Source organism: Pseudoalteromonas sp. APC 3694 (genome assembly GCF_030407565.1).
GTDB classification, from domain to species: domain Bacteria; phylum Pseudomonadota; class Gammaproteobacteria; order Enterobacterales; family Alteromonadaceae; genus Pseudoalteromonas; species Pseudoalteromonas tetraodonis.
In genome coordinates, this window is the sequence record NZ_JASDDE010000003.1 from 71143 (window position 1) to 95374 (window position 24232).

Here is a 24232-nt window from a genome sequence, read left to right on the forward strand (position 1 = left end):
GTGCAAATGGTGAGTGTCTGAAATGTGGATAAATAATTAATAAAATAAGTCTAAAATGAAGTTATATTAACAAGCTGGATTTTTATAAAATATCATTTAATAACAACTTGTTACGTGTGTTTTTTTGATTGCTTTTTGCGGTGTAAATATTTTTTTTACATAATTGGTGAAACTTTTAGTGATTTATTTATTAGTGTGATAACTATTAGAGTACTAATTGTATTTTTTGTGGGCAGGTTACTTTAAAAAGCGGTAAGGCGAGTTTGTGGGAAGATCCAAGAAAAAAGATTTAGGAAGTGTAATATGAGATTAATTTACAGAAATGTTAACTTAGTGAAGAGATAAATAAAGACGCTGTTTAGGTTTCAACAACGCCTTTAAATAACAAAGGATAACGTCTTAAACGGTTGCCAATATAATCGTCAGCCATAATTTGGTCGCAAATTTCATCAATATTATCGGTCGCTTCAAATACCCAATCAAAGCGTTCTATTGCAAGTAAAAATCCACGTTTTAAATGCGTTTGCGCACGGTAATAAGCAAGGTTGTTTTTGATGAGTTGCAGTTTTTCAGGCTCTGCTTTTAATTGCGCAATAACTCGGTTAATAAACTGCAAATTGCGCGAACTGGTTGGTCTGTTTCTTCTATTTGTTGATCGCATCACTCTTCATTAGCTATGTTGTAAAGTTTTTTCAAAAAGTCGTCTTTGTGTTTGTCATGTTCATAATCAAGGTGATAAGTATTATGAAACCCAAAGCGAAGTAAAACACCACTGCCTTGTAAATAGACGGTATAGCCGTCAATATCAGAAAATGCAGTGATCCCTTGATAAAATTTACCTTCTTCTGTGACTTCTCCGCGTTGTTGAATGCGTTCGTAAACCGCTAGAATCTGTTTATTGTCGATTTCATTTTTCATTGTTTGTCCCTTTTATTTAATCACTCATACGCTATAGAAGTGAGGGTCGATCATCATAAAAACAATAGTCTAAAAAGTATGATATTGCTTTGTTATTTTTCATTTATAAATTATGCTCAAAGTTCACTTTTTGTTGAGCTTTTACCATGATAGACAAAGCGTTACTTTTGAAAACTCGTGAATTATCCGACCAACTCATTGCATTGCAAACACCCATTAGAATACTCGATGCAATAAATTGGGATAAACAAATTAAAGAGGAATTTTTTAGACAAAAATGTCAAAAAAATCCACTTATTGATCGTGCTTATTATCAACAGCGCGATTTAGGGTTTGTTCCTAGCGAGTTGCGCCAAGCATTTTCAACACTGCACCGCAATATTATTAACCAGTTGGGGCAATTAAACCCAATTGCACAATATATGGGTAAAATGTGTACCGAATATAAAACGGTTCTGAGCATGCTTGAATACCGCGGTACGCCAGAGTTTCATGACTTATCAGTGGAGCTATTTGGTCATCCTAAAGATTTGTTTCATGCCGGTGAGCCATCGCTATCAGAACTGGCTAATATGCTCGAACAGCCTTTAAAAAATTTACTTGCAGCGGATATTTTGCCTGAAGATCCTAAAAATATTGATGCCAGCGACGCGGTGCGAATTTTATCTGAACAGGTCAATGCCAGCATGCCGGGAATAAACGTAGAGGTGATGCTAAGTGATGGTATTGTCAGCGATGCGGCAGCAGGTGCTAATAATATTAAGCTCAATCAAGATGTTAAGTTTTCTCAGCGCGAATTAGATATTTTAGAAGTGCACGAGGGATGGATCCATGTAGGCACGACTCAAAATGGCTTAGCGCAACCTTATTTAACTTGCTTGAGTAAAGGCACACCAAGCTCTACGGTTACCCAAGAGGGGCTTGCAGTACTGACGGAAATTATTACTCTTAAATCAACACCACGTCGTTTATCAAAATTAGTAAACCGTATTCAAGCGGTGACGAAAGTGATTGATGGTGCTGAGTTTATCGATATTTACCGAGATTACGTTGCTCAAGGTTTATCAAAAGACGACAGCTATACTCTTGCACAGCGCGTTTTTAGAGGCAGTACCGCAACCGGCTTACCCTTTACCAAAGATATTGCTTACATAAAAGGCTTTGTTTTAGTTTACAACTTAATTAGGGTGGCGATACAGCTTGGTCGAATTGATCAGTTGCCATTATTGCTGGTGGGTAAAATATCAATTGATGACTTTAGATTAATATCGCAATTGCATGACTTAGGTGTCATTGAAAATCCGCAATTTGTGCCGCCTCATTTTAAAGATTTAAGAGGCCTTGCTACGTGGCTCAGCTTTGGTCGATTTATTGGCGATTTGTCATTCGAACAACTAGAAAACGACTATAAGCCGTTGTTTTTATAATTTTAAAAAGGAAGCGCAGGTTCCTTTTTTAGCAAAAAAACGCAGTTGAAATGAGCAACTGCGTTTAAGTTTACACACATAAGCCTGCATGCCCATAAGGGGGCAATTGATTGTTCTCATTTTTATTTATCGTTTTATCGATATATAAAATTGTTTTAAACCATTCATTAGGCACAAAAAAAGCCCAAAAGTGGGCTTTTTAAATTCAACACACTTTGGTTATCGTGCGTTGGTGCTTTCAAATATTTTGTCTGCAGAGGCAGCGACAAAACCGGTGTAAATTTCACCATCAGGTTTTGGATAACGAATAGCAAACTCGTAAAAACAGCTAGGAATGCGCATATCGCCATCGCTAAAGGTTACAGCGTATTCATCAGCTAATGTTGATGATTGCTCTAATAGCACCTCTGGTGAGCCTTTTACTTCACCCCCTGAGGTATTGAGTGCAAAACCTGCATCTTTAAGAGCTTGGTTTACATCATGGATGTTATCAAACTTAGCCAAAGTATTAATGTTCACGGTGAAGTGATTGGCACGATAACCCCACGCAGACATCCACGCCGCATATTCGCTCTCAGCTAATAACTTTTTGTATGTATCGGTGCTTACTTGCCAATGCGTGCCTGAATATAAAAAGTTATCGGCAGTCACTGCGCTTTCGTCAATTTGTGAAACCATATCAGTGACAATTGCTTGTAGTTCAGGCGAGCATTTTTCAACTAATAACTCAGAAATAAACACTTTAGGTTGCGTTGGATCGCTGTGCTCGTAATGCTTAGCGTAGAGTTTTTTTGCTTCAAAATGATACTCACCACACTCTTTGTAGCCAATGGCTAAAAAGTGTGCAGCTAGTTTTTCAAGGCCTACTTTTTCAATATTAAAAGTACGCAGCGCAATATGGTCGTTGATTATATCGTCTTTTTGCGTTGAGCCTAATAGGTCATGAATTTTGTCAGCCGATGGCGTTACGCTTAGGTAGTTTTGCCACAGGTTATCAAATAATGTGTTTACATCAGTATGCATGGTAAATCCTTAAATCTGTTTAAATTGTTATTCAATTATTAAGCCCGGCGCGAGGGTTTGCGGTAAGTTAACTTTTTCTGACTCTACTGAGGCCACTGGGTATGCGCAGTAATCTGCAGCGTAGTACGCACTGGCTCTGTGGTTGCCACTGGCACCTATACCACCAAATGGCGCTGCGCTTGATGCGCCTGTAATAGGGCGATTCCAGTTAACAATGCCGGCACGAATACGTTTTAAAAAGTGACTGTAATCATCTTCGCTATCAGCAAGTAAACCAGCAGATAAACCAAAGCTGGTGTTGTTTGCTTCTGTTATAGCGCTATTGAAATCAGTGTAACGATATACTTTTATAAGCGGGCCAAAGTGTTCTTCATCGGCAATTTCGCTTATATTAGTGACATCAATAATGCCTGGGCTTACAAACCCAGTGCCTGATTTTAACTGCTTAAGCTCAACAAGAATCTCAGCACCTTGTTTAACTAGCTCAGCTTGCGCTGCCACCATGCCTAATGCGGCTTTTTCACTGATCATGGCACCCATAAAAGGTTGATCGTCCGCAAAGCTATCGTCTACTAAGATATTTTTGGTGGCGCTAATCAGCTTTTCTAAAATAGCATCGCCATTGGGCGACTTTTCAATAAACAAACGGCGTGCACAAGTACAGCGTTGGCCAGAGGTGATAAAACCCGATTGAATAATATCGTGCACGGCGGCGCTAACATCAGCAACATCTTTAACCACTAGCGGGTTATTACCGCCCATTTCAAGCGCTAAAATTTTACCTGGGTGGCCAGCAAATTGTTTATGTAATAAATGACCAGTGTTTGAGCTACCAGTAAAAAATAGGCCATCTATATCTTGGTGTGAGGCCAGCGCTTTACCTGTTTCTAACTCACCTTGAACAAGGTTTATAACCCCAGCAGGTAAGCCTGCTTTTAACCATAGTTCTAAGGTAAACTGCGCTACATGAGGTGTTAACTCTGATGGTTTAAATACCACGGTATTACCGGCTAGTATGGCTGGTACAATATGGCCGTTTGGTAAATGCCCAGGGAAATTATACGGACCAAAAATAGCGACCACACCGTGAGGTTTGTGGCGAATAAAGGCTTTTGCACCAGGCATTGGGTTTTCGGTTGTACCAGTACGTTCATTGTAAGCACGGATCGAAATGGCCACTTTGCCTGTCATCGCGCCCACTTCTGTGCGTGTTTCCCATAGCGGTTTACCTGTTTCACGAGCAATAATAGTGGCCAACTCTTCGCTGTGTTCTTTTAGTTGGGCTACGAAGTTTTCTAAAATAGTAATACGTTGCTCAATTGGCATGTCTGCCCATTGAACTTGCGCGGCTCTTGCCGCTTTAATGGCACTGTCAACTTGCTCTGCGTTGGCGCCATTACCTTGCCATACAATTTCACCATTACTTGGGTTAATAGAATCAAACGCTGGGCCTTTGCCTACAAGCCATTGATTATTAATTAGTTGTGTGTTCATAAATAATGTTACAGGCGGAAAAATCGCGCTGCATCTCCTTGTTTTAAATGAAGTGCATCAGCTACTTCTTGGCTGATGATTAAGGTGTGCTTTGCCTGATTGTAATGAGCATGTTTAGTGAACGTGGCTCTAAAGTCACTAACCCCTTGATTACAAATAGCAAGGGTGTCTGAGCTTTGCTCATTGATATGTTCAAGCTCGCCGATAGTAATAGGGCACACCTGTGAATCACGAATACTGCGAATATTACCGAGTTTTGCTTCTACAGTGGGGCCTGCGTCAAATAAATCAACATATCCGCGGTGTTCAAATCCTTCTTTTTCAAGCAGTTTAAGTGCTGGTTTGGTTTTATCATGCACATGGCCAATCACCGCTTGTGCTTTTTTGCTCAGCAAATTCACATAGATAGGGTATTTAGGCATGAGTTCGCTAATAAACACTTTATCGCCTAACCCCACTAAATGGTCGGCTTGTGGGAATTCAATGCTAAAAAAGTGTTCCTGTAACCATTGCCAAAATGGCGAGTGACCGTCTTCGTCGCTAACACCACGCATTTCAGCAATTACTGTGTCGGCAAAGCGCTCGCTGTGTTGCGCCATAAATAAAAAACGTGAACGTGATAAAAAACGTCCCGTCAGGCCTTTTCTACTGTCTTCACGTAAAAATAAAGTACATATTTCTGAGCAGCCAGTGTAGTCATTACACATACTCAAAATATCTACGGTATTGTAAACGTTTAAGGTAGGTGAGTGATGAACGGTTTTACCTAGATGATAATGATACAAAGGTACAGATAACCCGACGGCCGCTTCAATGGCGGTAGTACCAATTACCTTTCCGGTTTCACTGTCTTCTAAAACAAATAGATAGCTTTCGTCGATGGGCTTATCTACGTTTTTAGTAAAACTGTTTTGCGCACGATCAATTTTTTCTTGTAGTTGCCCATCATCGACAGGTAAAGAGGTAAAGCCATGGCCAGACTCAATGGCAATCTCTTTAAGTGCTGCAAAATCATTGACAGTAATAGGACGTAATACTTGCATTAACTACTTGCTCCAACAACATATAAAATCCTGAGGTAAACGTGTGTTTGCCTCAGGACTTAGTTATGTTTTACTTAGTTATTAACCGTTTACTACATCGCTTACTGCTTTTTCAAAGCGAGCTAAGCCTTCTTTAATGTCCTCAAATGGGATCACTAATGAAGGTGTAAAACGAATAACGTTCATACCGGCTACTAAGTTCATTAAGCCGTTATTTGCACTTGCTACTAAAAAGTCACGAGCGCGGCCTTCAAATTTCTCATTTAGTACCGCACCGATTAGTAAGCCTTTACCACGGACTTCGCTAAATACATGGTATTTTTCATTAATTGCATTTAAACCATCACGGAACATATGTTCACGCTCTTTTACGCCATCTAATACAGCAGGTGTATTAACGGTATCAAATGCCGCTTCTGCAACAGCACAAGCCAACGGGTTACCACCATATGTAGACCCATGCGTGCCTACTTTTAGGTGTGCTGCAATTTCAGTGGTGGTGATCATAGCGCCAATTGGAAAACCGCCACCTAAGGCTTTAGCCGTCGTTAAGATATCAGGAACAACATCTAAGCCTTCGTATGCGTATAAGTGACCTGTACGGCCAACGCCGGTTTGCACTTCATCAAAAATAAGTAGTGCGTTGTGTTTAGTACACAGTTCACGTACTTTTTGTGCAAATTCATTAGTTGGTGGCACAATGCCGCCTTCACCTTGTAATGGCTCCATCATTACCGCACAGGTATCATCACCAATTAAGGCTTCAAAAGCGGCAATATCATTGTAGTCACAATGCACAATATCAGCAGGTTTTGGACCAAAACCGTCAGAATAAGCAGCTTGGCCACCCACTGTTACAGTGAAAAATGTACGACCATGAAAACCTTTATTAAAAGCAATAATTTTAGTTTTTTCAGCACCAAATTTATCCAGTGCAAAGCGACGTGCTAATTTTAATGCTGCTTCGTTTGCTTCAGCCCCTGAGTTTGCAAAGTAAACTTTTTCAGCAAACGTGGCATCAACCATTTTTTTAGCTAGACGAAGAGCTGGCTCATTGGTCATTACATTTGATAAGTGCCAAATTTTTTCGCCTTGCTCTTTAAGTGCACCGACTAATGCAGGATGGCAATGCCCTAAACAATTAACTGCAATACCACCGGCAAAATCGATAAATTCGTTATTGTTCTGATCCCACACACGTGAGCCTTCACCGCGAACAGGAACAACAGCTGAAGGGTTGTAATTAGGGACCATTACGTCGTTAAATAAATCTCTGGTTACTTGCATTTTTACACCTAAATTATTCACATAAAAAATACGTTGCTGAAAAAATAACGATAAGGTCAAGATGATTCAGCAATACAATGTGTTTTACTTATTAAAAATGTCATTATCAAAGGTTATGAATGAAATTTGCAGTGCTATTTTGTGAAAAATGATTAGAATAATAGTCAAATTAACGAATTTAATTAGCATTATGATAACTCCCCAAGATGAAAAACTACTCTCAGTATTAAAAACGAACGCCCGCGCTAGCATTTCTGATCTTGCAAGGCACTTGAGTTTATCTCGTTCAACGGTGCAAAGCAGAATGCTAAAATTAGAGCAAAGTGGGATCATTAAGGGTTATAGCGTTGACTTTGGAGATGACTTTTTAAATAGCTTGGTCTCTGCGCATGTTTCAATAAAAGTAAAACATAAGCTAACAACAAAAACTAATATTGAATTAAAGCAAATTGATGCGATTTCTCAGTTGTATGCAATTAGTGGAGAGTTTGATTTAATTGCCATTGTAGAAGCACAGAACCTTGAGAAGTTAAGCCACTTACTTGATGATATTGGTAACTTAGATGGGGTAGAGCGTACCCGTTCCTCGGTTATTTTAGAGACTAAATTTAAGCGTTAATTCGATTTATTTAGTACATTCAGTGAGCATTAATTATTGCATTTAAGCTAACTTGATTGTAGTCTACTCGATATTAGGAACAAGGAATATTTTTAACCAAATCAATAGGCTTATTGCCCTGCATTTGTTGCAATTCTCCGGTACTTAATAAATCTCATCAATACAGTTACTAATTTTATTAGCATTGGCTAATAAGATGTGAGTGAAATAGGACGTTTTTAGCACCACTGGGCTAAGACTTTACAAGGAAATGTTATGAAATACACAACAATGGCTGCTGTGGCATTATTAATAGGTGGCTCATATTTAAGTGCAAAAACGACTTTATTTGACCCTGCACAGAGCATAACGGTTGAAACTTACAGCGATATATTCTTCAAATTAGAATCCTCTCCTGTCAGCATTAATGAAATTATTACCGGGGCGAGTCAATTTGCCGATAGCTTGTGTGATGAAACTATCTACCAAGAAGTAATTGGCGAATCGGTAAACTCATGTAAGCAAAAATTCAAACAATCTCAAGCACAATGTGCTGAGTTTATAATAAAAAATAACGAGCCTATGTACACTGATAAAGTGGCTATAACACAGCTCTCTGAGAAGTTTATTAATTGCATGACCAATAGCTAAAATAGCACTTACAGTTCTTAATATATTAAAAGCGCGGCTCCTAAACTGAATGAGCATTGATGCTTGAATTTTTATTTAGCATATTCCACTGCGTGGTCTATTCTAAATTTTATTAATGCTCAAACGCCCAGTTTGCTTTAGGGAGTACAATGCAAGAAAATTTACTGAATTCAGTCATTAAAATAACAAAAAATAGAGATGTAGATTCTCTTGAATATAGTTTGATATCGACCATCCAAGAATTTATAGGCTGTAAAAAGGTCTTAGTTTATAAAGATATAGAATTTTAAGGCCAACTGACTATTGAGCAAAGTCTTTGCTTAAAAGTGACGGGTGAAAAGCAATTCGAGTGGGTACAACGACAAATTGTTGCACAGCCTGAGGATGAACTTCTATCGTGTTTACGCTCTGCCTGTATTATTACTGTTCAGTCTGCCGATGGAATTGAACGCCGTTGCCTCCCCATTACCCGCCAAGAAAAAACAGTTGCTGCCATTTCTGTGGTTTCAAAAAGTTTAGATAGTTCGGCTCAAGTGATGCTATATGCTTTTTGCCGCATATTTGAAAACTATTTAGTGATACTCCATTAAAACGAAAGAGATAAATTAACGGGTCTGTTAAATAGATAGACCTTTGAAGAAAATAAAACAGCTAATTGAAAAACAAGTATTAAAAATGCACGGCTCATCCCGAGATGAGGATAAAAGGCAACAAAAGCAGGCATCAACATCTTGGCTGGCTATTTTAGATATTGATCATTTTAAAAATATAAATGATCAATACGGTCATATCTGTAAAGATGAAGTGTTACTGGTATTAGCGCAAAAAATGCGTCACTTTTTTCGCTCAACAGATTTAATTTTTCGTTTTGGTGGGGAAGAATTCGTGATTGTTTTTGAGCCCACAGATGCTGACTCAATCAGTAATAAAATGGCTGAATTTATACAGCTCATTAGGTAATACATCGTTTCCTTTTGTTGAAAATATGACGATCAGTGCTGGTTTAGCGCGTATTAGTCCTTATGATTTTCCAATTGCAGTGCTAGAAAGCGCAGATAAAGCGCTTTATTATGCAAAAAATAATGGCCGAGATAAATTTTGTATCTATGAAGATTTACTTGCCGAGAACTTAATAAGTGTACAAGTTAATTTCTCAGAAATAGATTTATTTTAAACTACTGCGGCTGAGGATGGCTTCGCTGCACTTTTACTTTGGTTACTTGGTCGAGCTTTATAAAATAAACATTGCCGCCAATGCCTTTGAATTCTTCATCGGTAAAGGCGATGGTGTTGTCATCATAAAAGGTGATTGCCTCTTTTTGGGTTACAATACCTAAGTCAATTTTAAATACATCGCCAGAGAAAAACTTATCGCCTTTAAAGTTTTCAAACAGCCAAATACTGGTTGAATCTAGTAGTGCGAGCTTTTTTCTATCTGGGCTAAGTGCTGCGGATGTGATCCAGCAAAGCTTTTCCATAGTGGTGCACGTTTTAAATGAATCTATCAGCTGAGCATCAAAATTCGCTGCATGGTCGCCTACTTTGTAAACGTTAGTAATTCCATCGAATGGCTCTGTGCGATTTTTAGTAAACAAGTATAAATGTCGACCAAAAGCCACAAACGCTTCTAAGTCATAATTACGTTGATCAGGCTGTATTGGGCTGCCATCTAATTCTGGGTAGGTAAACTTTATAATTTCAGCTTCTGTTGTATTGGTTTTTATATCTATGGGGTTTTCTATTTTATAAATTGTTAGCCATTTACGTTCATTTTTATTATTACCAAAGTCGCCTAAAAAGAAATGACCAAACTTATTTTGCGTCATATCTTCCCAGTCTATATTTTTTGCATTCGTGACGAGTACTTCTTTTGCAATTGAACCATCGTCATTGAGCCTATAAAGCTTAGGCTCGTCGCCACTATCGTTAATAGCCCAAAGCCGTTTATGTTTATCAAACTCAATGCCTGAAATTTCTTTTAGTTTTGGGTCTACAGAGACCACCTTTTTACTATATAGTGTATAAATTGAACTGCCTACAACAGCCGTAATGATGCTAAAGACGATAACAGAAGTAATAAGGATGCTTTTTTTCAACATTGTATTTAAGTGTTCATTGGGTTGGCTGAGTAGATAGTTATTATCGCTGATGATGTTGTTAAGCTAAAGGTTTTTATAGTTTTAATGTAGTAATAAAAATTAATAAGTATGTGTATAAGGACAAAAGCAAATTAATTAGCTGTTATGGTGTAGTTGGTTTAAAAGTTGCTCAGTTGCAGTGTTTACTTAAAAATCAGTTTTAATGGTTAAAATTTCACCAAATCAGTGCGATAAAATAAATAACGCACTGTAATAATGCGTAAATAAAGTTTTGATTAACTTTAAAGCTGTTTTTATGTGAATGAATGGATTCCACATCGCCTTTTTAAGCTGTTTGGCCTGTGGCAAAGATGAATAACCCTTATGGTTTAGTTGGAGCCTATTATGTTGAATAAACGCTTTTTTAAAACAAAAAATGAAGCAGAAGTAACCTTTGAATTTTCTCACCCAGATGCAGATGATGTCTGTTTACTTGGAGAATTTAATGATTGGCAGCCGGTGCCAATGAAGCACAACAAAAAGCTTGGCGTATTTAAATGCAAGCAACGTCTTCCCGTTGATAAAGAGTTTCATTTTCGCTATTTAATAAATGGTAAACAGTGGGATAACGATCATCAGGCTGATGGGTATATTGCTAATAATTTTGGTACAGAAAATAGTATAGTAAATACACAACGCATTAATTAAGGTCGCTGAATGGACGCACTATCGCAATTGTTTTATTTGCATGGTATTGGTTACGAATACACTAAGTATACGGGTGAACACGTTATATTTAGCGAAGACACCCGTAAATTTGCTTTGCACTGCTGTGGCGTTGACACACGTGATACGGCGCAAATAACCCAGTTAAATTATCAATTGGATGCGGCTACATGGTTAACACTCGCACCTGCTGTTAGCATAATAGATCAGGCTAGTAATGTGCTAAAGGTGCGTGTTAATGAAGCTGATACGCATCACAAAATTACATTAACTGTGGCAGCATTAAATATAAAGCTGCAATTTGAACACATTGCTCAGTATGCAGCATTAGGAGAGTACTTTGTAAATGGGTGTCGTTATATAGAAATAGCGCTACCACTGACGCATTTACCAACCGGCTATTATGATGCGTTATTAACGATGGGTGAGCAATCTGCTAAAACACAAATTTGGTCGACCCCTGAACAAGCCTACCAAATAGCGGATAAAAAACGCTTTGGCTTATCAATTCAGTTATATACATTAAAAAATAAAGCCGGACTCGGGATTGGCGATTTTAGTGATTTACTTGAGTTGGCAACCTTATGTGCAAAGCAAAATATGGACTATATTTTACTTAACCCATTGCACTTATTGTTTGCAGATAACCCTGAGTGCGCCAGCCCCTACAACCCAAACAATCGTGCCTTACTCAATCCGCTATATATCGCAATTAATTTATCGCCAGACAGCTTTAACAATCCGGATTTAACTGAGTTGTTATCTGCTAATACCTCAAGCAAATACAGCGACCAAAATGTAGCGTTTATTGATTATAGAACGGTTACTGAGAGCAAATATGCTGCTTTTAAGCTGCTTTTTAAGCATTTTCAACAACAGGGCAGTCAAACACGGCAAAACGAATTTAGTGCGTTTTGTAAACAGTACAGTGATGTACTTGCTATGTTAGAAACCACAGAGCCCACATTTGAATATTACCTCCAATGGCAAGCACACAGCCAACTTACGCAATGCCAACAGCATTGTATTGACCAAGGGATGGCGATTGGTTTAATTAATGATTTAGCGGTGGGCTGTGCTAATGAGGGCACTGAATTTAAATATCAGCAGGGATTATTTAGTCAAGATGCAACCCTTGGTGCACCACCAGATCCTTGGGCACCTAACGGCCAAAATTGGGGGCTGCCAGCAATAAACCCGCAGCGCCTTGCTGACAATAACTATCAGTTTTATCGCTCACTTATACGCGCCAATATGGATGCAGTAGGCGGGTTACGAATCGACCATGTAATGGCGATTAGGCGTTTGTGGTGGTGTTTCATAAACAATAATACCCAAGATGGCTGTTATGTGTACTACCCATTTGAGCATTTATTAGCAATTTTAAAAATTGAATCTCATCTTAATCAGGCCATAGTAATAGGCGAAGATTTAGGGGTTGTACCACCGGAGGTAAAAGAGGCACTGGTTGATAGTGGCATTTTCTCAAACAGCTTATTTTATTTTGAAAAACAACAAAATGATGAATTTGTAAATAGCGATGACCTTAGCGATCAATGCCTGCTAATGATAGCCAATCATGATGTACCGCCATTTGTGGGCTGGTGGCAGCATAGCGATTTAAAAATTAAACAGCAGTATGGGCTGATTGATACTGATGAGTATCAGCAGTTAGTTCAGCAGCGAGAGCAAGAGCAACACCGGTTATTACGCTTTTTAAATCCACAAAACACTTCCTTTTCACTTAACACGGATGCTTTTGACGTTTATAGCGCTTTGGCTGTATGTTTAGCTAAATCGCCGTCTCGTTTATTTGCATTACAGCTTGATGATTTAGACAAGCAACACTACCCAGTCAATATTCCTGGCACCGATAAAGAGTATCCTAATTGGCGACGGGTACTCACACATACGTGCGACGATATTTTTAAAGATAATGCTGCTCTTTTGGCTGCAATACATTCAATAAGGAATGCGTAAATGGGCAGTACTAAAAATAGGGTATCAACGCAATTAGTTGATTATGACGCACAGGTAAACGCATTAACTGCAGGGCGATTTAAAGACCCGTTTAGTTTTTTAGGCGCGCACAACACCCAAAGAGGCACTGAAATACGCGTGTATTTGCCAGCGGCATTACGCGTCGAACTGTTAATTGATGGTCAAGTTATTAGCGCGTTACGCTATAAACACAGTGATTTATTTATCGCTGAGTTATCAAGCATGCCTAGCAGTGTTTACCAATGCCAGGTTAGTTATGAAAATAGCGATGTTACATTTTATGATGAATACAGCTTCAGCAGTACATTGGATGAAGAGGCTATGTACTTGTTTAACGAAGGTAGCCTTGAGCATGCTTATACTCACCTAGGTGCGCAATTTACTACACAACAAGGGGTAGATGGTGTTCGTTTTTGTGTGTGGGCGCCTAATGCCGCCAGTGTATCAGTTATTGGTGAGTTTAATTTTTGGCAAGCGAATCGCCATTTTATGCGATTTCATCCGGCAAGTGGGGTATGGGAATTATTTATCCCCGACTTAAGTGCAGACATGTGCTACAAATTTGCTATTACTACGCTCAGTGGCGAAGTTTTAGATAAAGCCGATCCTTTTGCATTTAAAATGCAGCAATCACCGGGCACTGCCAGTATATTACAGTACAAACCAGCGCCTATTTTGCTAAGTAAACAAGCGATTATAAATCGCCAAAAGCGTAATCATATTGATGCCGCTATTAGTATTTATGAAGTGCACTTAGGCTCTTGGCAACGCGCTGAGCATAACCGTTACTTAAGCTACACCGAGCTTGCAGATAAGCTTGTAGGCTACGTGATTGAAATGGGGTTCACGCATTTACAACTTATGCCGATCAGTGAATACCCGTTTGATGGCTCTTGGGGTTATCAGCCAGTAGGGCTATTTGCACCTACGAGCCGCTTTGGTGATTACAACAGCTTTAAATACTTAGTTGAGCAATGTCATAAAGCTAACATAGGCATATTACTTGATTGGGTTCCTGGGCACTTTCCAAGCGACCCACATGGCTTACATTGCTTTGATGGCACCCATTTATACGAACACGCTGATATGCGCCAAGGGTTTCATCCTGATTGGAACACCTATATTTATAATTATGACCGCCCTGAAGTAAAAAGCTTTTTAATTTCTAATGCGATGTATTGGCTTAGCCAATTTGGCATAGACGGACTGCGTGTAGATGCGGTGGCGTCAATGCTTTACCTTGATTACAGTCGTAAAGAAGGACAGTGGGTAGCTAATTGTTATGGCGGTCGAGAAAACTTAGGGGCAATAGAGTGCCTAAAACAAGTGAACTTACGCAGTTATAAAAATAACCCCGGCATTATGATGGTTGCCGAGGAGTCAACGGCTTGGCCTGGGGTCACGCAAAGTGTTGAACACAATGGCTTAGGTTTTGGTTATAAATGGAATATGGGCTGGATGAATGACAGCTTAGATTATATGCAGCAAGATCCGTTATTTAGAAAATATCACCATCATAAAATGACATTTTCTATGGTGTATGCATTTAGTGAAAATTATATTTTACCGCTCAGTCATGATGAAGTGGTGCATGGCAAGGGATCACTACTAAACAAAATGCCCGGTGACGATTGGCAGCAGTTTGCAAACTTACGTGCTTATTATGCGTTTATGTGGGCACATCCAGGCAAAAAATTACTGTTTATGGGCGCCGAAATAGCACAGCGTAAAGAGTGGGATCATGACCATTCACTAGACTGGCACTTGCTTGAGCATCAAAGCCATCAAGGGATTCAGCATACGGTTAAACGTCTTAATCAAGTGTATCAAGCGCATCCATCTTTATATGAGCTTGATAGCTGTGCAACGGGCTTTTCATGGATAGATAATAATAACAGCCAGCAGAGTATGTTTAGCTTTATTCGTTATGCTAAAAATGCTGACCACTTTATGGTTATTGTCGCTAACTTTACACCAACGGCTTACCAACACTACACCTTAGGTGTGCCAGCGAAGGGCACATATAAAGTGGTATTAAATACCGATGAGGTCTGCTTTTTTGGCTCAGGTTATCGTGTCACAGAGGATAAAAACCAGCTTATCCATTCAGTCGTTCAGCCAAGTCATGGGTTTGATCACAGTATTACAGTTAATATTGGTGGCTTAACCACACTTTACTTAGAAAAGGTGAATGATGAGTAATTGCTTTGAGGTTACTCAGGGTGCGCCTTTGCCACTGGGTTCGAGTGTACAAAACCAAGGAGTTAACTTTGCCTTGTATGCCCCTAATGCAAGCCAAGCTTTTGTGTGCTTATTTGATAAAAGTGGTCATACAGAAATATTAAAAATAGCCATGAATATTAATGAAGGCGGCGTATGGAGCATTCACATAGCCCCATTAAGCACAGGCGCATTGTATGGCTTTAGGGTTGATGGCGAATACAGCCCAGAAAAAGGCATGTTGTTTAATGAGCATAAATTACTGATTGATCCGTATGCAAAAGACTTGTTTAACGAATTTACTTGGAGCGAACGTCATTACGGGCAAATGCCCATTGGCACTAAAAGCGTGGTTAATAATGCGATAGATATGCCTAAATCAAAAGTGACTGCGCCGGTTGCTTATTCAAATAATAAGCCACAGCAAAGTTGGGCCAATACCGTTATTTATGAGTGCCATGTTAAAGGTGCCACCTGTCGCCATCCTGATATCCCTAAAGCGTTACAAGGGACATTTTTAGGTTTGAGTCATCCCAGTTTTATTGAGCATTTAAAAAGTTTAGGGGTAACGGCTATTGAGCTTTTGCCTGTGCATGCTTTTATAAGCGAACAGTTTTTAACCGCTAAAGGACTGCAAAATTACTGGGGCTATAATAGTCTTAATTTTTTTACTCCTCATAAAGACTATTTGGTTAATGACGATATAAACGAATTTAAACAAATGGTGAGTAAGTTACATCGCGCCAATATTGAAGTTATTTTGGATGTGGTATACAACCACACCGCAGAGGGAGGAAATGATGGCCCTATTTTATCTCTGAGAGGGCTCGACAACCTGACATATTATCGCACCATTGAGCGGCAACCCAATGTTTATATTAATGATACAGGGTGCGGCAATACGTTAAATATCGATCACCCTAAAACCTTACAATTGGTACTCGACAGCTTACGTTACTGGGTTGAAGTTATGGGCGTTGATGGCTTTCGATTTGATTTAGCCACCATTTTAGCGCGTTCAAATACGGGCTTTAGTGCGTCTCACACCTTTTTACAAGCAATTGCCCAAGATCCTGTGTTAAATAAAGTTAAACTGATCAGTGAGCCGTGGGATATAGGCCCTGGTGGTTATCAGCTTGGTGCATTTCCTTCACCTTGGCGCGAGTGGAACGATCAATATCGTGATGTGATTAAACGCTTTTGGCAAAGTGAAAAAGGCATTATTAGTGATGTGGCAAAGCGTTTACATGGCTCGTTTGATATTTTTGAACACAGTAACCGAGGCCCGCTAAATAGCATTAACTTTATTACCAGCCATGATGGGTTTACGTTAGCCGACTTAGTCAGTTATGAACAAAAACATAACCAGGCCAATGGTGAAAACAACCAAGATGGCCATAGCGCTAATTATTCGTTTAACTGCGGGGTTGAGGGATTTACCAGCGACCCAGAAGTAATGAGTTTGCGCTTACAACAACAAAAAAACTTTCTACTCACCTTATTACTCTCCAAAGGCGTGCCAATGATAGCCGCTGGCAGTGAGATGGCGCACTCGCAAGGCGGTAATAATAACGCTTATTGTCAAAATAATCGCACCAGCTGGCTTGCCTGGAAAGACTCACAACTGAATCATACATTGATTCAGTTTATTGATGATGCGCTAAAAATCAGGCGTGGTCACAGTGCATTTAAACACAGTGTGTTTTTGGATGATATTGATGAGCGCTTCACCGTTAAGTGGTTTACCGAGCAAGGTAAAAAAATGGATGAAACACATTGGCATGAAGATACACGGCAATTTTTAATGTATAGCTTACTTGATAAGCAAAATAAGCATGCGTTATTGATTATTCTTAATGCTAGTAAACAGCCTGTGGTCTGCCAATTACCACAATCGCCCATTATCGCGCCATGGACGTTAGTGTTATCAAGTGTAAATAACGCATCATCTGTTATTCAAGAAGATGCAACCGTGAATATTTCAGCACAAAGTAGTTGGGTTTTTAGTGCCAATTTAGAAGGCGATGATTATGACTAAGCAAGACGAGCAAGTGTGTGTAGTAAAAGGCTGGCAAGCAGGCCCAGTGATAGACGAAAGTACTTTAAGTGATGATTTAACACGGCACTTTTATTATACCTTAGGGCGTGATGTGGTGGGCGAGTCACAGCTGTATTTGTATCATGCATTAGCACTGACGATCAGAGACCGATTAGTGGCACGCTGCAGGGAAACCAATCAACAAATAAAACAACAAAAACGCCGTAAAACAGCCTATTTATCGTTAGAGTTTTTAATGGGCAGAGCGCTGGGTAATGCAGTATTAAATCTAGATTTAGAATCACAAGTTACAAAGGCACTGCAAGCTTACTGTACTGAGCTTGAAAGTGTGGAACAAGCTGAGCATGATGCCGGTTTAGGCAATGGCGGCTTAGGGCGACTAGCGGCTTGCTTTTTAGATAGCTGTGCCAGTTTAGCGCTGCCAGTGGTCGGTTATGGTATTCGTTATGAATATGGTATGTTTAATCAGTCAATAGAAGAGGGTAATCAGGTTGAGCAACCAGATAACTGGTTACGAGAAGGTCATCCTTGGGAATTGAGCGCACCGGAGCAAGCTAAACGAGTTAAGTTTTCTGGTTATGTACAAAGCTACACCGATAAATTTGGCCGTGAGCATCGCCAATGGAACAGTTCTCAAGATGTATTAGCAGTGCCTTATGATGTACCTATCCCGGGCTATAAAAATAATATTGTTAATACCCTTAGACTTTGGAAGTCTGAAGCAACGGACGAATTTAACTTAACAGAATTTAATGCCGGAAGTTATTCTGAAGCAGTAGCACAAAAAAATCTCGCTGAGCAAATAACCATGGTGTTGTACCCTAACGACAGCAGTGAAAATGGTAAAGAGCTGAGATTACGTCAACAATACTTTTTATCATCGGCAAGTATTCAAGATGTACTTACACAATGGATTGAACAATACGGTAATGATTTTACTGAATTTGCTCAGCATCATGTGTTTCAGCTTAACGATACCCACCCAAGTATTGCGGTTGCCGAGCTGATGCGAATTTTAGTTGATGACCATGAACTGGATTGGGATCAGGCATGGAATATCACCACCAAAACCATGGCTTACACAAATCATACCTTACTACCAGAGGCATTAGAGAAGTGGTCGGTATCGTTATTTGCTAAATTATTACCGCGTATTTTAGAGATTATTTATGAAATTAATGCCCGCTTTTTAGCCGAGGTGGCCATGCATTGGCCAGGTGATGTGCAAAAACAACGGGATTTATCATTAATTGAAGAAGGGGGCGAGCCGCAAATACGTATGGCCTTTTTAGCCATTGTCGGCAGTTACTCTGTCAATGGTGTGGCAGCGCTACATACGCAGTTATTAACCGCGGGTTTGTTTAAAGATTTTTACGCGCTATGGCCTGATAAATTTAACAACAAAACCAATGGTGTTACTCCACGGCGCTGGCTTGCATACTGCAATCCGAGTTTAAGCCAGATCATTAGCGAAAAAATAGGCAAAGACTGGATAGGTGATTTTGCACAAATTGGCCAATTACGTCGTTACTACGATGACCCGCAGTTTCATATAAAGTGGCAGCAAGCAAAACAGCAAAACAAACAACGCTTAGTTGATTTAGTAAAACAAAGATGTGGCGTAGAGTTTGATATCAATATGCTATTTGATGTGCAGGTAAAACGTATTCACGAATATAAGCGCCAGTTACTTAACATTTTACACGTTATTCATTTATATGACCGCATACGCCGTGGCGACACACAAGGGATGGTGCCTCGTTGCGTTTTATTAGGTGGTAAAGCAGCACCGGGTTATATGATGGCTAAAAAAATCATTAAACTCATTAATAATGTTGCTGAAGTGATCAATAAAGACCCACAGGTATCTGCTTTTCTAAGAGTCGCGTTTTTACCTAATTATAATGTCACCGCCATGGAAACCATTTGCCCTGCAACGGACTTATCGGAGCAAGTATCAACCGCGGGCAAAGAGGCCTCAGGTACCGGCAACATGAAGTTTATGATGAATGGCGCGCTAACAATAGGCACCCTAGATGGCGCTAATATCGAAATACGTGACGCTGTTGGGGCTGAGAACTTTTTCTTATTTGGCGCACAAGCTGAGCATATTGACGACATAAAAGCGCATTATAACCCCAGTGAAATAATTGCGAATAACCCTGATTTGAATAGTGTGATGCACTTACTCGAAAGTGGCCATTTCAATCTATTTGAACCTGGCTTATTTGACGATGTGATTAATGGCATTAAAAGTAACAACGATCCTTGGTTAACCGCCCATGACTTTGCCAGCTATATAGCTGCGCAACGTGATGTTGATAAAGCCTATGCAGATCAAACCTACTGGACTCAAATGAGTATTTTAAATACTGCCGCCAGTGGCTCATTTTCTAGTGACAGAACAATTAGTCAATATTGTGAAGATATATGGCATTTAACTCCACTAGATACCACACACCAAACAGTAAAAACAAACACTGACACTAAAAGCTGACACTAAACGGAGAGAGTAATATGCCCAGTTATGCAAATCGTTATATAAGTAATTTAACAAGAGAAACCTACGCTTTAATTCTTGCCGGAGGTCGCGGTTCTCGCTTGCATGAGCTAACCGACTGGCGTGCTAAACCCGCCGTTTATTTTGGTGGTAAACATCGTATTATTGATTTTCCACTATCAAATTGCATTAACTCAGGTGTAAGACGTGTCGGAATTGCAACGCAATATAAATCACACTCACTGATTCGCCATGTAAATCGAGCGTGGGGGCATTTTAAAAAGGAATTAGGTGAGTCAGTTGAAATATTACCTGCGTCACAGCGCCATGGTGATGAATGGTATTGCGGTACTGCCGATGCGGTATTTCAAAATATGGATATTATTCGCCATGAGTTACCTAAATATGTGATGATTTTATCTGGCGATCATGTGTATCGTATGGATTATGGCGGGCTGTTGGCAAAGCATGTAGAAAATGGCGCCGACATGACGGTATGCTGTTTAGAAGTACCGGTTGAAGAAGCTGCGGGTACCTTTGGTGTGATGACGGTTGATGAAGAAAGTCGTGTACGTCGGTTTGACGAAAAACCTGCCGAGCCCAGCTCAGTGCCTGGTAAACTAGGCACCTGTTTAGCATCAATGGGAAATTATGTATTTAATACTGAGTTTTTATTTGAGCAGCTACAAAAAGATGCGCAAACAGAGGGCTCAGGGCGTGATTTTGGCCATGATATAATTCCTGCCATTATTGAAGAGCATAATGTGTTTGCCTACCCGTTTAGAGATCCCGCACAGGTAGGACAACCCTATTGGCGCGATGTGGGAACTCTAGATTCGTTTTGGGAAGCAAATATGGAACTGGTTATGCCAGAGCCTCAACTGGATTTGTACGATCCTACTTGGCCAATTTGGACTTACCAAGAGCAGCTTCCTCCTGCCAAATTTATTTTTGATGATGATGATCGCCGAGGGATGGCGGTTGACTCAACGGTGTCGGGTGGGTGTATTGTTTCCGGCTCTTTAGTGAGAAAATCATTATTATTTTCTAATGTCCATATTCGTTCATATTGTACCATTGAGGAGTCGGTCATTTTACCCGGTGCTATTGTAAATCGAGGGTGTAAAATTAAGCGAGCAATTATAGATAGAAGTTGTGAGATCCCACCTGGATTAGAGATTGGTTTTGATCGTAAAACCGATGAAGCCAATGGATTTCGGGTATCAAAAAAAGGGATTGTATTGGTCACCCGCGATATGCTGATGAAGTTAGACAATAAGTCACATCGTTAATAAATAATAATTAAAAGAGCAAGGCGAAAGCCTTGCAGCAAACTATAAGAGTAAATTAATGCATGTATTAATGGTTGCTGCAGAGAATGATGCGTTACCTAATGCCAAAGTTGGTGGTGTTGCTGATGTTATTCGTGATGTACCAAAGGCGTTAGTGGCGCAGGGGCTGACGGTAGATGTGGTTATTCCTGATTATGGTTTTGAACTAGGTGAGCGCTGTTTTATTGGTGAAGTGAGTGTGGCATTTAAGTCAGAGACCCACGTTTTATCTTTGTTTGAAATTACACAGAATCAAAAAGGGGTGAGGCAAATAGTTATAAGTCATCCTCTTTTTAGTCAATCATTGAGTGTGTATTGTAACGACAACGATAATAGACCATTTGCTACCGATGCAACCAAGTTTGCACTGTTTAATGCCGCTATTTGTGAAGCCCTGATACAGGGCGTATTAACACAACCCAACACTTTACATTTGCATGATTGGCACAGTGCCTGTGTGGCTGTGTTACTTAAATTTAATCCTCGTTATGGCAAGCTTGCTAAGCTGCGCTTGGTATATACGGTGCACAATTTAGCTTTGCAGGGAATTCGTCCTTTTAAAGGGGATGATTCAAGCTTAGAAGCATGGTTTCCCTCGTTAAGTTACGACGGGCAACGATTATGTGACCCTCGTTATCCGCATTGCTTTAACCCTATGCGCAGTGCCATTAATTTAGCCGACAAAGTACATGTGGTTTCACCGAGTTATAGCCAAGAAGTGCAAATAGCAAGTAATGACGCCCACGGATTCTTTGGTGGCGAAGGACTTGAACGAGATTTACAACAAGCGGCTGAGCAAGGCAAATTAATTGGCATACTCAACGGCTGTGATTACGCAATTCAAGACGAACATGAAGCAACCTATAGTCAGCTATTAGAGCAAATAGAATCGACTTTATTTAGTTGGATGGCAAAAAGCGCGCAATTACACAGCAGCCACTACATCGCCCATCAGCGTGTTTTACAATTTATGGCGTGTGATAAGCAAGGGCCACTTGTAACAAGTGTAGGCCGGCTCACTGAGCAAAAAGTATTGTTACTTTGCCAGCAACAAAGCAAAGACCTGACTATTGATTCAGTGTGTCAGATCATTAATCAATTTAAGGGGCGTTTACTTGTGCTGGGCTCAGGCGATAGTAAACTTGAACACCTTTTTACCTGCGCCATGGCACGTAATAACAACTTTTTGTTTTTAAAAGGCTATGGGCAAGGTGTTGGCGATTTAATGTATCAATTAGGTGATTTATTTTTAATGCCGAGTTCTTTTGAGCCCTGTGGAATTAGCCAGATGCTCGCAATGCGAGCCGGCCAACCTTGCTTAGTGCACAGTGTCGGAGGTTTAAAAGATACCGTAGAGCATAATGTCAGTGGATTTTGTTTTAACGGCGATACGCTAAGTACACAAGCTGATGCACTCTTGCAGAGTTTAACTGAGGCACTTAGCCTATATCAAACAAACCCTAAGCAATGGCAAGCAATAAAAAGGCGAGCTGCTGATGCACGATTTAGTTGGGATAGTGTGGTAACTGATTATATAACATACTTATATTAAAAAATTTTATAAAGTTCAGTGACATCCGTTCTTATTTACGCTTTAATTACTTAGTCTGGTGGAAATAATATAAAGTAGGTAATGTGTCTGTATTTGTGGCAAGGCAAGCAATACTAAATCGAAATCAAAATGTAGTTGCTTATGAACTGCTATTTCGCGATAGTCCTGAAAATTGCTTTCCTGGTGTATCTGATGGTCAAGCAACGGCGAGGCTTATCATGGAAAACCAGCTTAACCTAGGTACTCGTCACATTACCTCGGGTAAAAAAGCATTGATCAATATTGGCCCTGAGTCGTTAAAACTTGATTTGTGTGATTTTTTACCTTGTAAAGATGTGGTTATTGAATTACTTGAAACCATAGAGCCCACCGACGATACCTACGAGCTATGTCGCAAGCTATTCCACAGTAACTACAAATTAGCCCTGGATGATTTTGTTTATACGCCGCAGTGGGAGCGCTTTTTAAAGCTGGTCAACTTAATTAAATTTGATATTCGTCTTACTCCACTTGCTGAAATTCCGCTGGTGGTTCATAAGCTTAAAAAGTACAAAAATATTAAACTACTAGCCGAAAAAATAGAAACCGATGAAGAATATAAATTGGCCCGTAAAATGGGCTTTGATTATTTTCAAGGTTATTATTTTGCGCGCCCAGTGATGATAGAACAAAAAGATATTCACTATAATTACGGCCTAGTGATCGCCATTTACTCAGAAGTAATGAAGCCAGATCCTGATGTTAAAGTGATCACCGGTTTATTTGAGCTTGATGCGGCATTGGCCTACAAGTTACTGCGTTTATTAAATAGCGGTGTGTTTCCGCTACAAAGCCAAATTTCGTCGTTAAAACAAGCGTTAGTTTACCTCGGCCAAGCACGTTTAAAAAAGTTTGTTAGTTTAATTGTCAGTGCCCATACAGCACGCTCTAAGCCTATAGAGCTCATGCAGATGTGCGTTATTCGCGCACGGTTTTGTGAATTAATAGCCGCTAAAGTTGCTAAGCAGGTTCAAGGTGAAGCATTTTTAACGGGGCTTTTTTCACTGCTCGATGCTATTTTAGACAAGCCAATGGACTTGCTGGTTGATAAACTTCCATTCCCGGAAGATATAAAAGCAGCGTTAACTGGTGAAAAAAATAACTTATATTATATCCTTGAAACAGTAAAAGCCTACGAAACAGGAAGCTGGTGGGCGCTTGAGAAAGCGGTATTACTGATTAATTTAGACAGTGCTTTTTTACCAAAATTATACAAACAAGCGGTACAATGGGCCGATAGCCATAAAGATAATATTTAGGGAATTCATGCTTTGCGCAATTATAA

Annotated in this window: 18 protein-coding genes and 1 pseudogene; 12 read left to right on the top strand and 7 right to left on the bottom strand. The window is 39.8% G+C overall.

The genetic code is table 11. The annotated features are described in order from the left end of the window. Window positions 1-358: 358 nt before the first annotated feature. Both QMA00_RS02115 and QMA00_RS02120 read right to left on the bottom strand, forming a co-directional pair. Window positions 359-661, bottom strand: a complete 303-nt coding sequence (locus QMA00_RS02115) for a hypothetical protein (RefSeq protein ID WP_290155791.1) — start codon at window positions 659-661, stop codon at window positions 359-361. Continuing rightward, window positions 661-918 (bottom strand): DUF3081 domain-containing protein, encoded by a 258-nt coding sequence (locus tag QMA00_RS02120; protein WP_008111462.1) that lies wholly within the window; start codon window positions 916-918, stop codon window positions 661-663. Before QMA00_RS02120 ends, QMA00_RS02115 begins: the two co-directional genes overlap by 1 nt. A gap of 146 nt (window positions 919-1064) precedes the next feature. Between QMA00_RS02120 and QMA00_RS02125 the strand changes: the two genes are divergently transcribed. Then, entirely contained in the window at window positions 1065-2345 is a 1281-nt protein-coding gene (locus QMA00_RS02125) for a flavohemoglobin expression-modulating QEGLA motif protein (RefSeq protein WP_064663025.1), read from the top strand. A 219-nt stretch (window positions 2346-2564) separates the two neighbouring features. Here QMA00_RS02125 and QMA00_RS02130 read toward each other — a convergent pair whose 3' ends face one another. From QMA00_RS02130 to QMA00_RS02145, 4 genes are all read right to left on the bottom strand, one after another. After that, window positions 2565-3368: a DUF1338 domain-containing protein gene (locus tag QMA00_RS02130; protein WP_036983952.1), complete on the bottom strand. Its 804-nt coding sequence runs from the start codon at window positions 3366-3368 to the stop codon at window positions 2565-2567. Window positions 3369-3395: 27 nt separating this feature from the next. Then, window positions 3396-4862 (bottom strand): succinylglutamate-semialdehyde dehydrogenase, encoded by a 1467-nt coding sequence (astD, locus tag QMA00_RS02135; RefSeq protein ID WP_248474373.1) that lies wholly within the window; start codon window positions 4860-4862, stop codon window positions 3396-3398. 8 nt (window positions 4863-4870) lie between these two features. After that, window positions 4871-5905, bottom strand: coding sequence for an arginine N-succinyltransferase (astA, locus tag QMA00_RS02140; protein WP_013463229.1), 1035 nt, complete (start codon window positions 5903-5905; stop codon window positions 4871-4873). Between the two features lie 81 nt (window positions 5906-5986). Continuing rightward, window positions 5987-7192, bottom strand: coding sequence for an aspartate aminotransferase family protein (locus tag QMA00_RS02145; protein ID WP_036984073.1), 1206 nt, complete (start codon window positions 7190-7192; stop codon window positions 5987-5989). A gap of 190 nt (window positions 7193-7382) precedes the next feature. On the opposite strand from QMA00_RS02145, the gene QMA00_RS02150 reads away from it, so the two are divergent. The 3 genes and pseudogenes from QMA00_RS02150 to QMA00_RS18925 all read left to right on the top strand — a co-directional run bounded on the left by QMA00_RS02150 (window position 7383) and on the right by QMA00_RS18925 (window position 9615). Beyond that, window positions 7383-7811 carry an Lrp/AsnC family transcriptional regulator gene (locus tag QMA00_RS02150; RefSeq protein WP_036983954.1) on the top strand — a complete coding sequence of 143 codons (429 nt, stop codon included), beginning with the start codon at window positions 7383-7385 and terminating at the stop codon, window positions 7809-7811. 255 nt (window positions 7812-8066) lie between these two features. Then, complete coding sequence (locus QMA00_RS02155) at window positions 8067-8441, top strand: hypothetical protein (RefSeq protein ID WP_036983956.1); 375 nt, start codon at window positions 8067-8069, stop codon at window positions 8439-8441. Between the two features lie 296 nt (window positions 8442-8737). Further along, a pseudogene (locus QMA00_RS18925) lies at window positions 8738-9615 on the top strand (GGDEF domain-containing protein). A 1-nt stretch (window position 9616) separates the two neighbouring features. On the opposite strand, the gene QMA00_RS02175 reads toward QMA00_RS18925, so the two are convergent. Next, on the bottom strand, window positions 9617-10540 hold the full coding sequence (locus QMA00_RS02175) for a hypothetical protein (protein WP_028834784.1): 924 nt from the start codon (window positions 10538-10540) through the stop codon (window positions 9617-9619). A 384-nt stretch (window positions 10541-10924) separates the two neighbouring features. Here QMA00_RS02175 and QMA00_RS02180 point away from each other — a divergent pair, with 384 nt between their 5' ends. From QMA00_RS02180 to QMA00_RS02215, 8 genes are all read left to right on the top strand, one after another. Continuing rightward, window positions 10925-11227, top strand: a complete 303-nt coding sequence (locus tag QMA00_RS02180; protein ID WP_013463235.1) for an isoamylase early set domain-containing protein — start codon at window positions 10925-10927, stop codon at window positions 11225-11227. A gap of 9 nt (window positions 11228-11236) precedes the next feature. Beyond that, window positions 11237-13225 (top strand): 4-alpha-glucanotransferase, encoded by a 1989-nt coding sequence (gene malQ / locus QMA00_RS02185; protein ID WP_290155803.1) that lies wholly within the window; start codon window positions 11237-11239, stop codon window positions 13223-13225. Beyond that, window positions 13226-15448 (top strand): 1,4-alpha-glucan branching protein GlgB, encoded by a 2223-nt coding sequence (gene glgB, locus QMA00_RS02190; RefSeq protein WP_262976434.1) that lies wholly within the window; start codon window positions 13226-13228, stop codon window positions 15446-15448. After that, window positions 15441-17504, top strand: a complete 2064-nt coding sequence (gene glgX / locus QMA00_RS02195; protein ID WP_290155852.1) for a glycogen debranching protein GlgX — start codon at window positions 15441-15443, stop codon at window positions 17502-17504. The genes glgB and glgX overlap by 8 nt, the downstream gene beginning before the upstream one ends. Continuing rightward, window positions 17497-20022, top strand: coding sequence for a glycogen/starch/alpha-glucan phosphorylase (locus tag QMA00_RS02200; protein WP_076921804.1), 2526 nt, complete (start codon window positions 17497-17499; stop codon window positions 20020-20022). Before glgX ends, QMA00_RS02200 begins: the two co-directional genes overlap by 8 nt. 20 nt (window positions 20023-20042) lie before the next feature. Next, complete coding sequence (glgC, locus tag QMA00_RS02205; protein ID WP_290155806.1) at window positions 20043-21317, top strand: glucose-1-phosphate adenylyltransferase; 1275 nt, start codon at window positions 20043-20045, stop codon at window positions 21315-21317. Window positions 21318-21375: 58 nt separating this feature from the next. After that, the gene (locus QMA00_RS02210; RefSeq protein WP_076921806.1) at window positions 21376-22908 is read left to right on the top strand and encodes a glycogen/starch synthase; all 1533 of its coding nucleotides are present in this window, start codon (window positions 21376-21378) and stop codon (window positions 22906-22908) included. A gap of 83 nt (window positions 22909-22991) precedes the next feature. Further along, complete coding sequence (locus QMA00_RS02215; protein WP_290155808.1) at window positions 22992-24206, top strand: HDOD domain-containing protein; 1215 nt, start codon at window positions 22992-22994, stop codon at window positions 24204-24206. Window positions 24207-24232 lie beyond the last annotated feature (26 nt).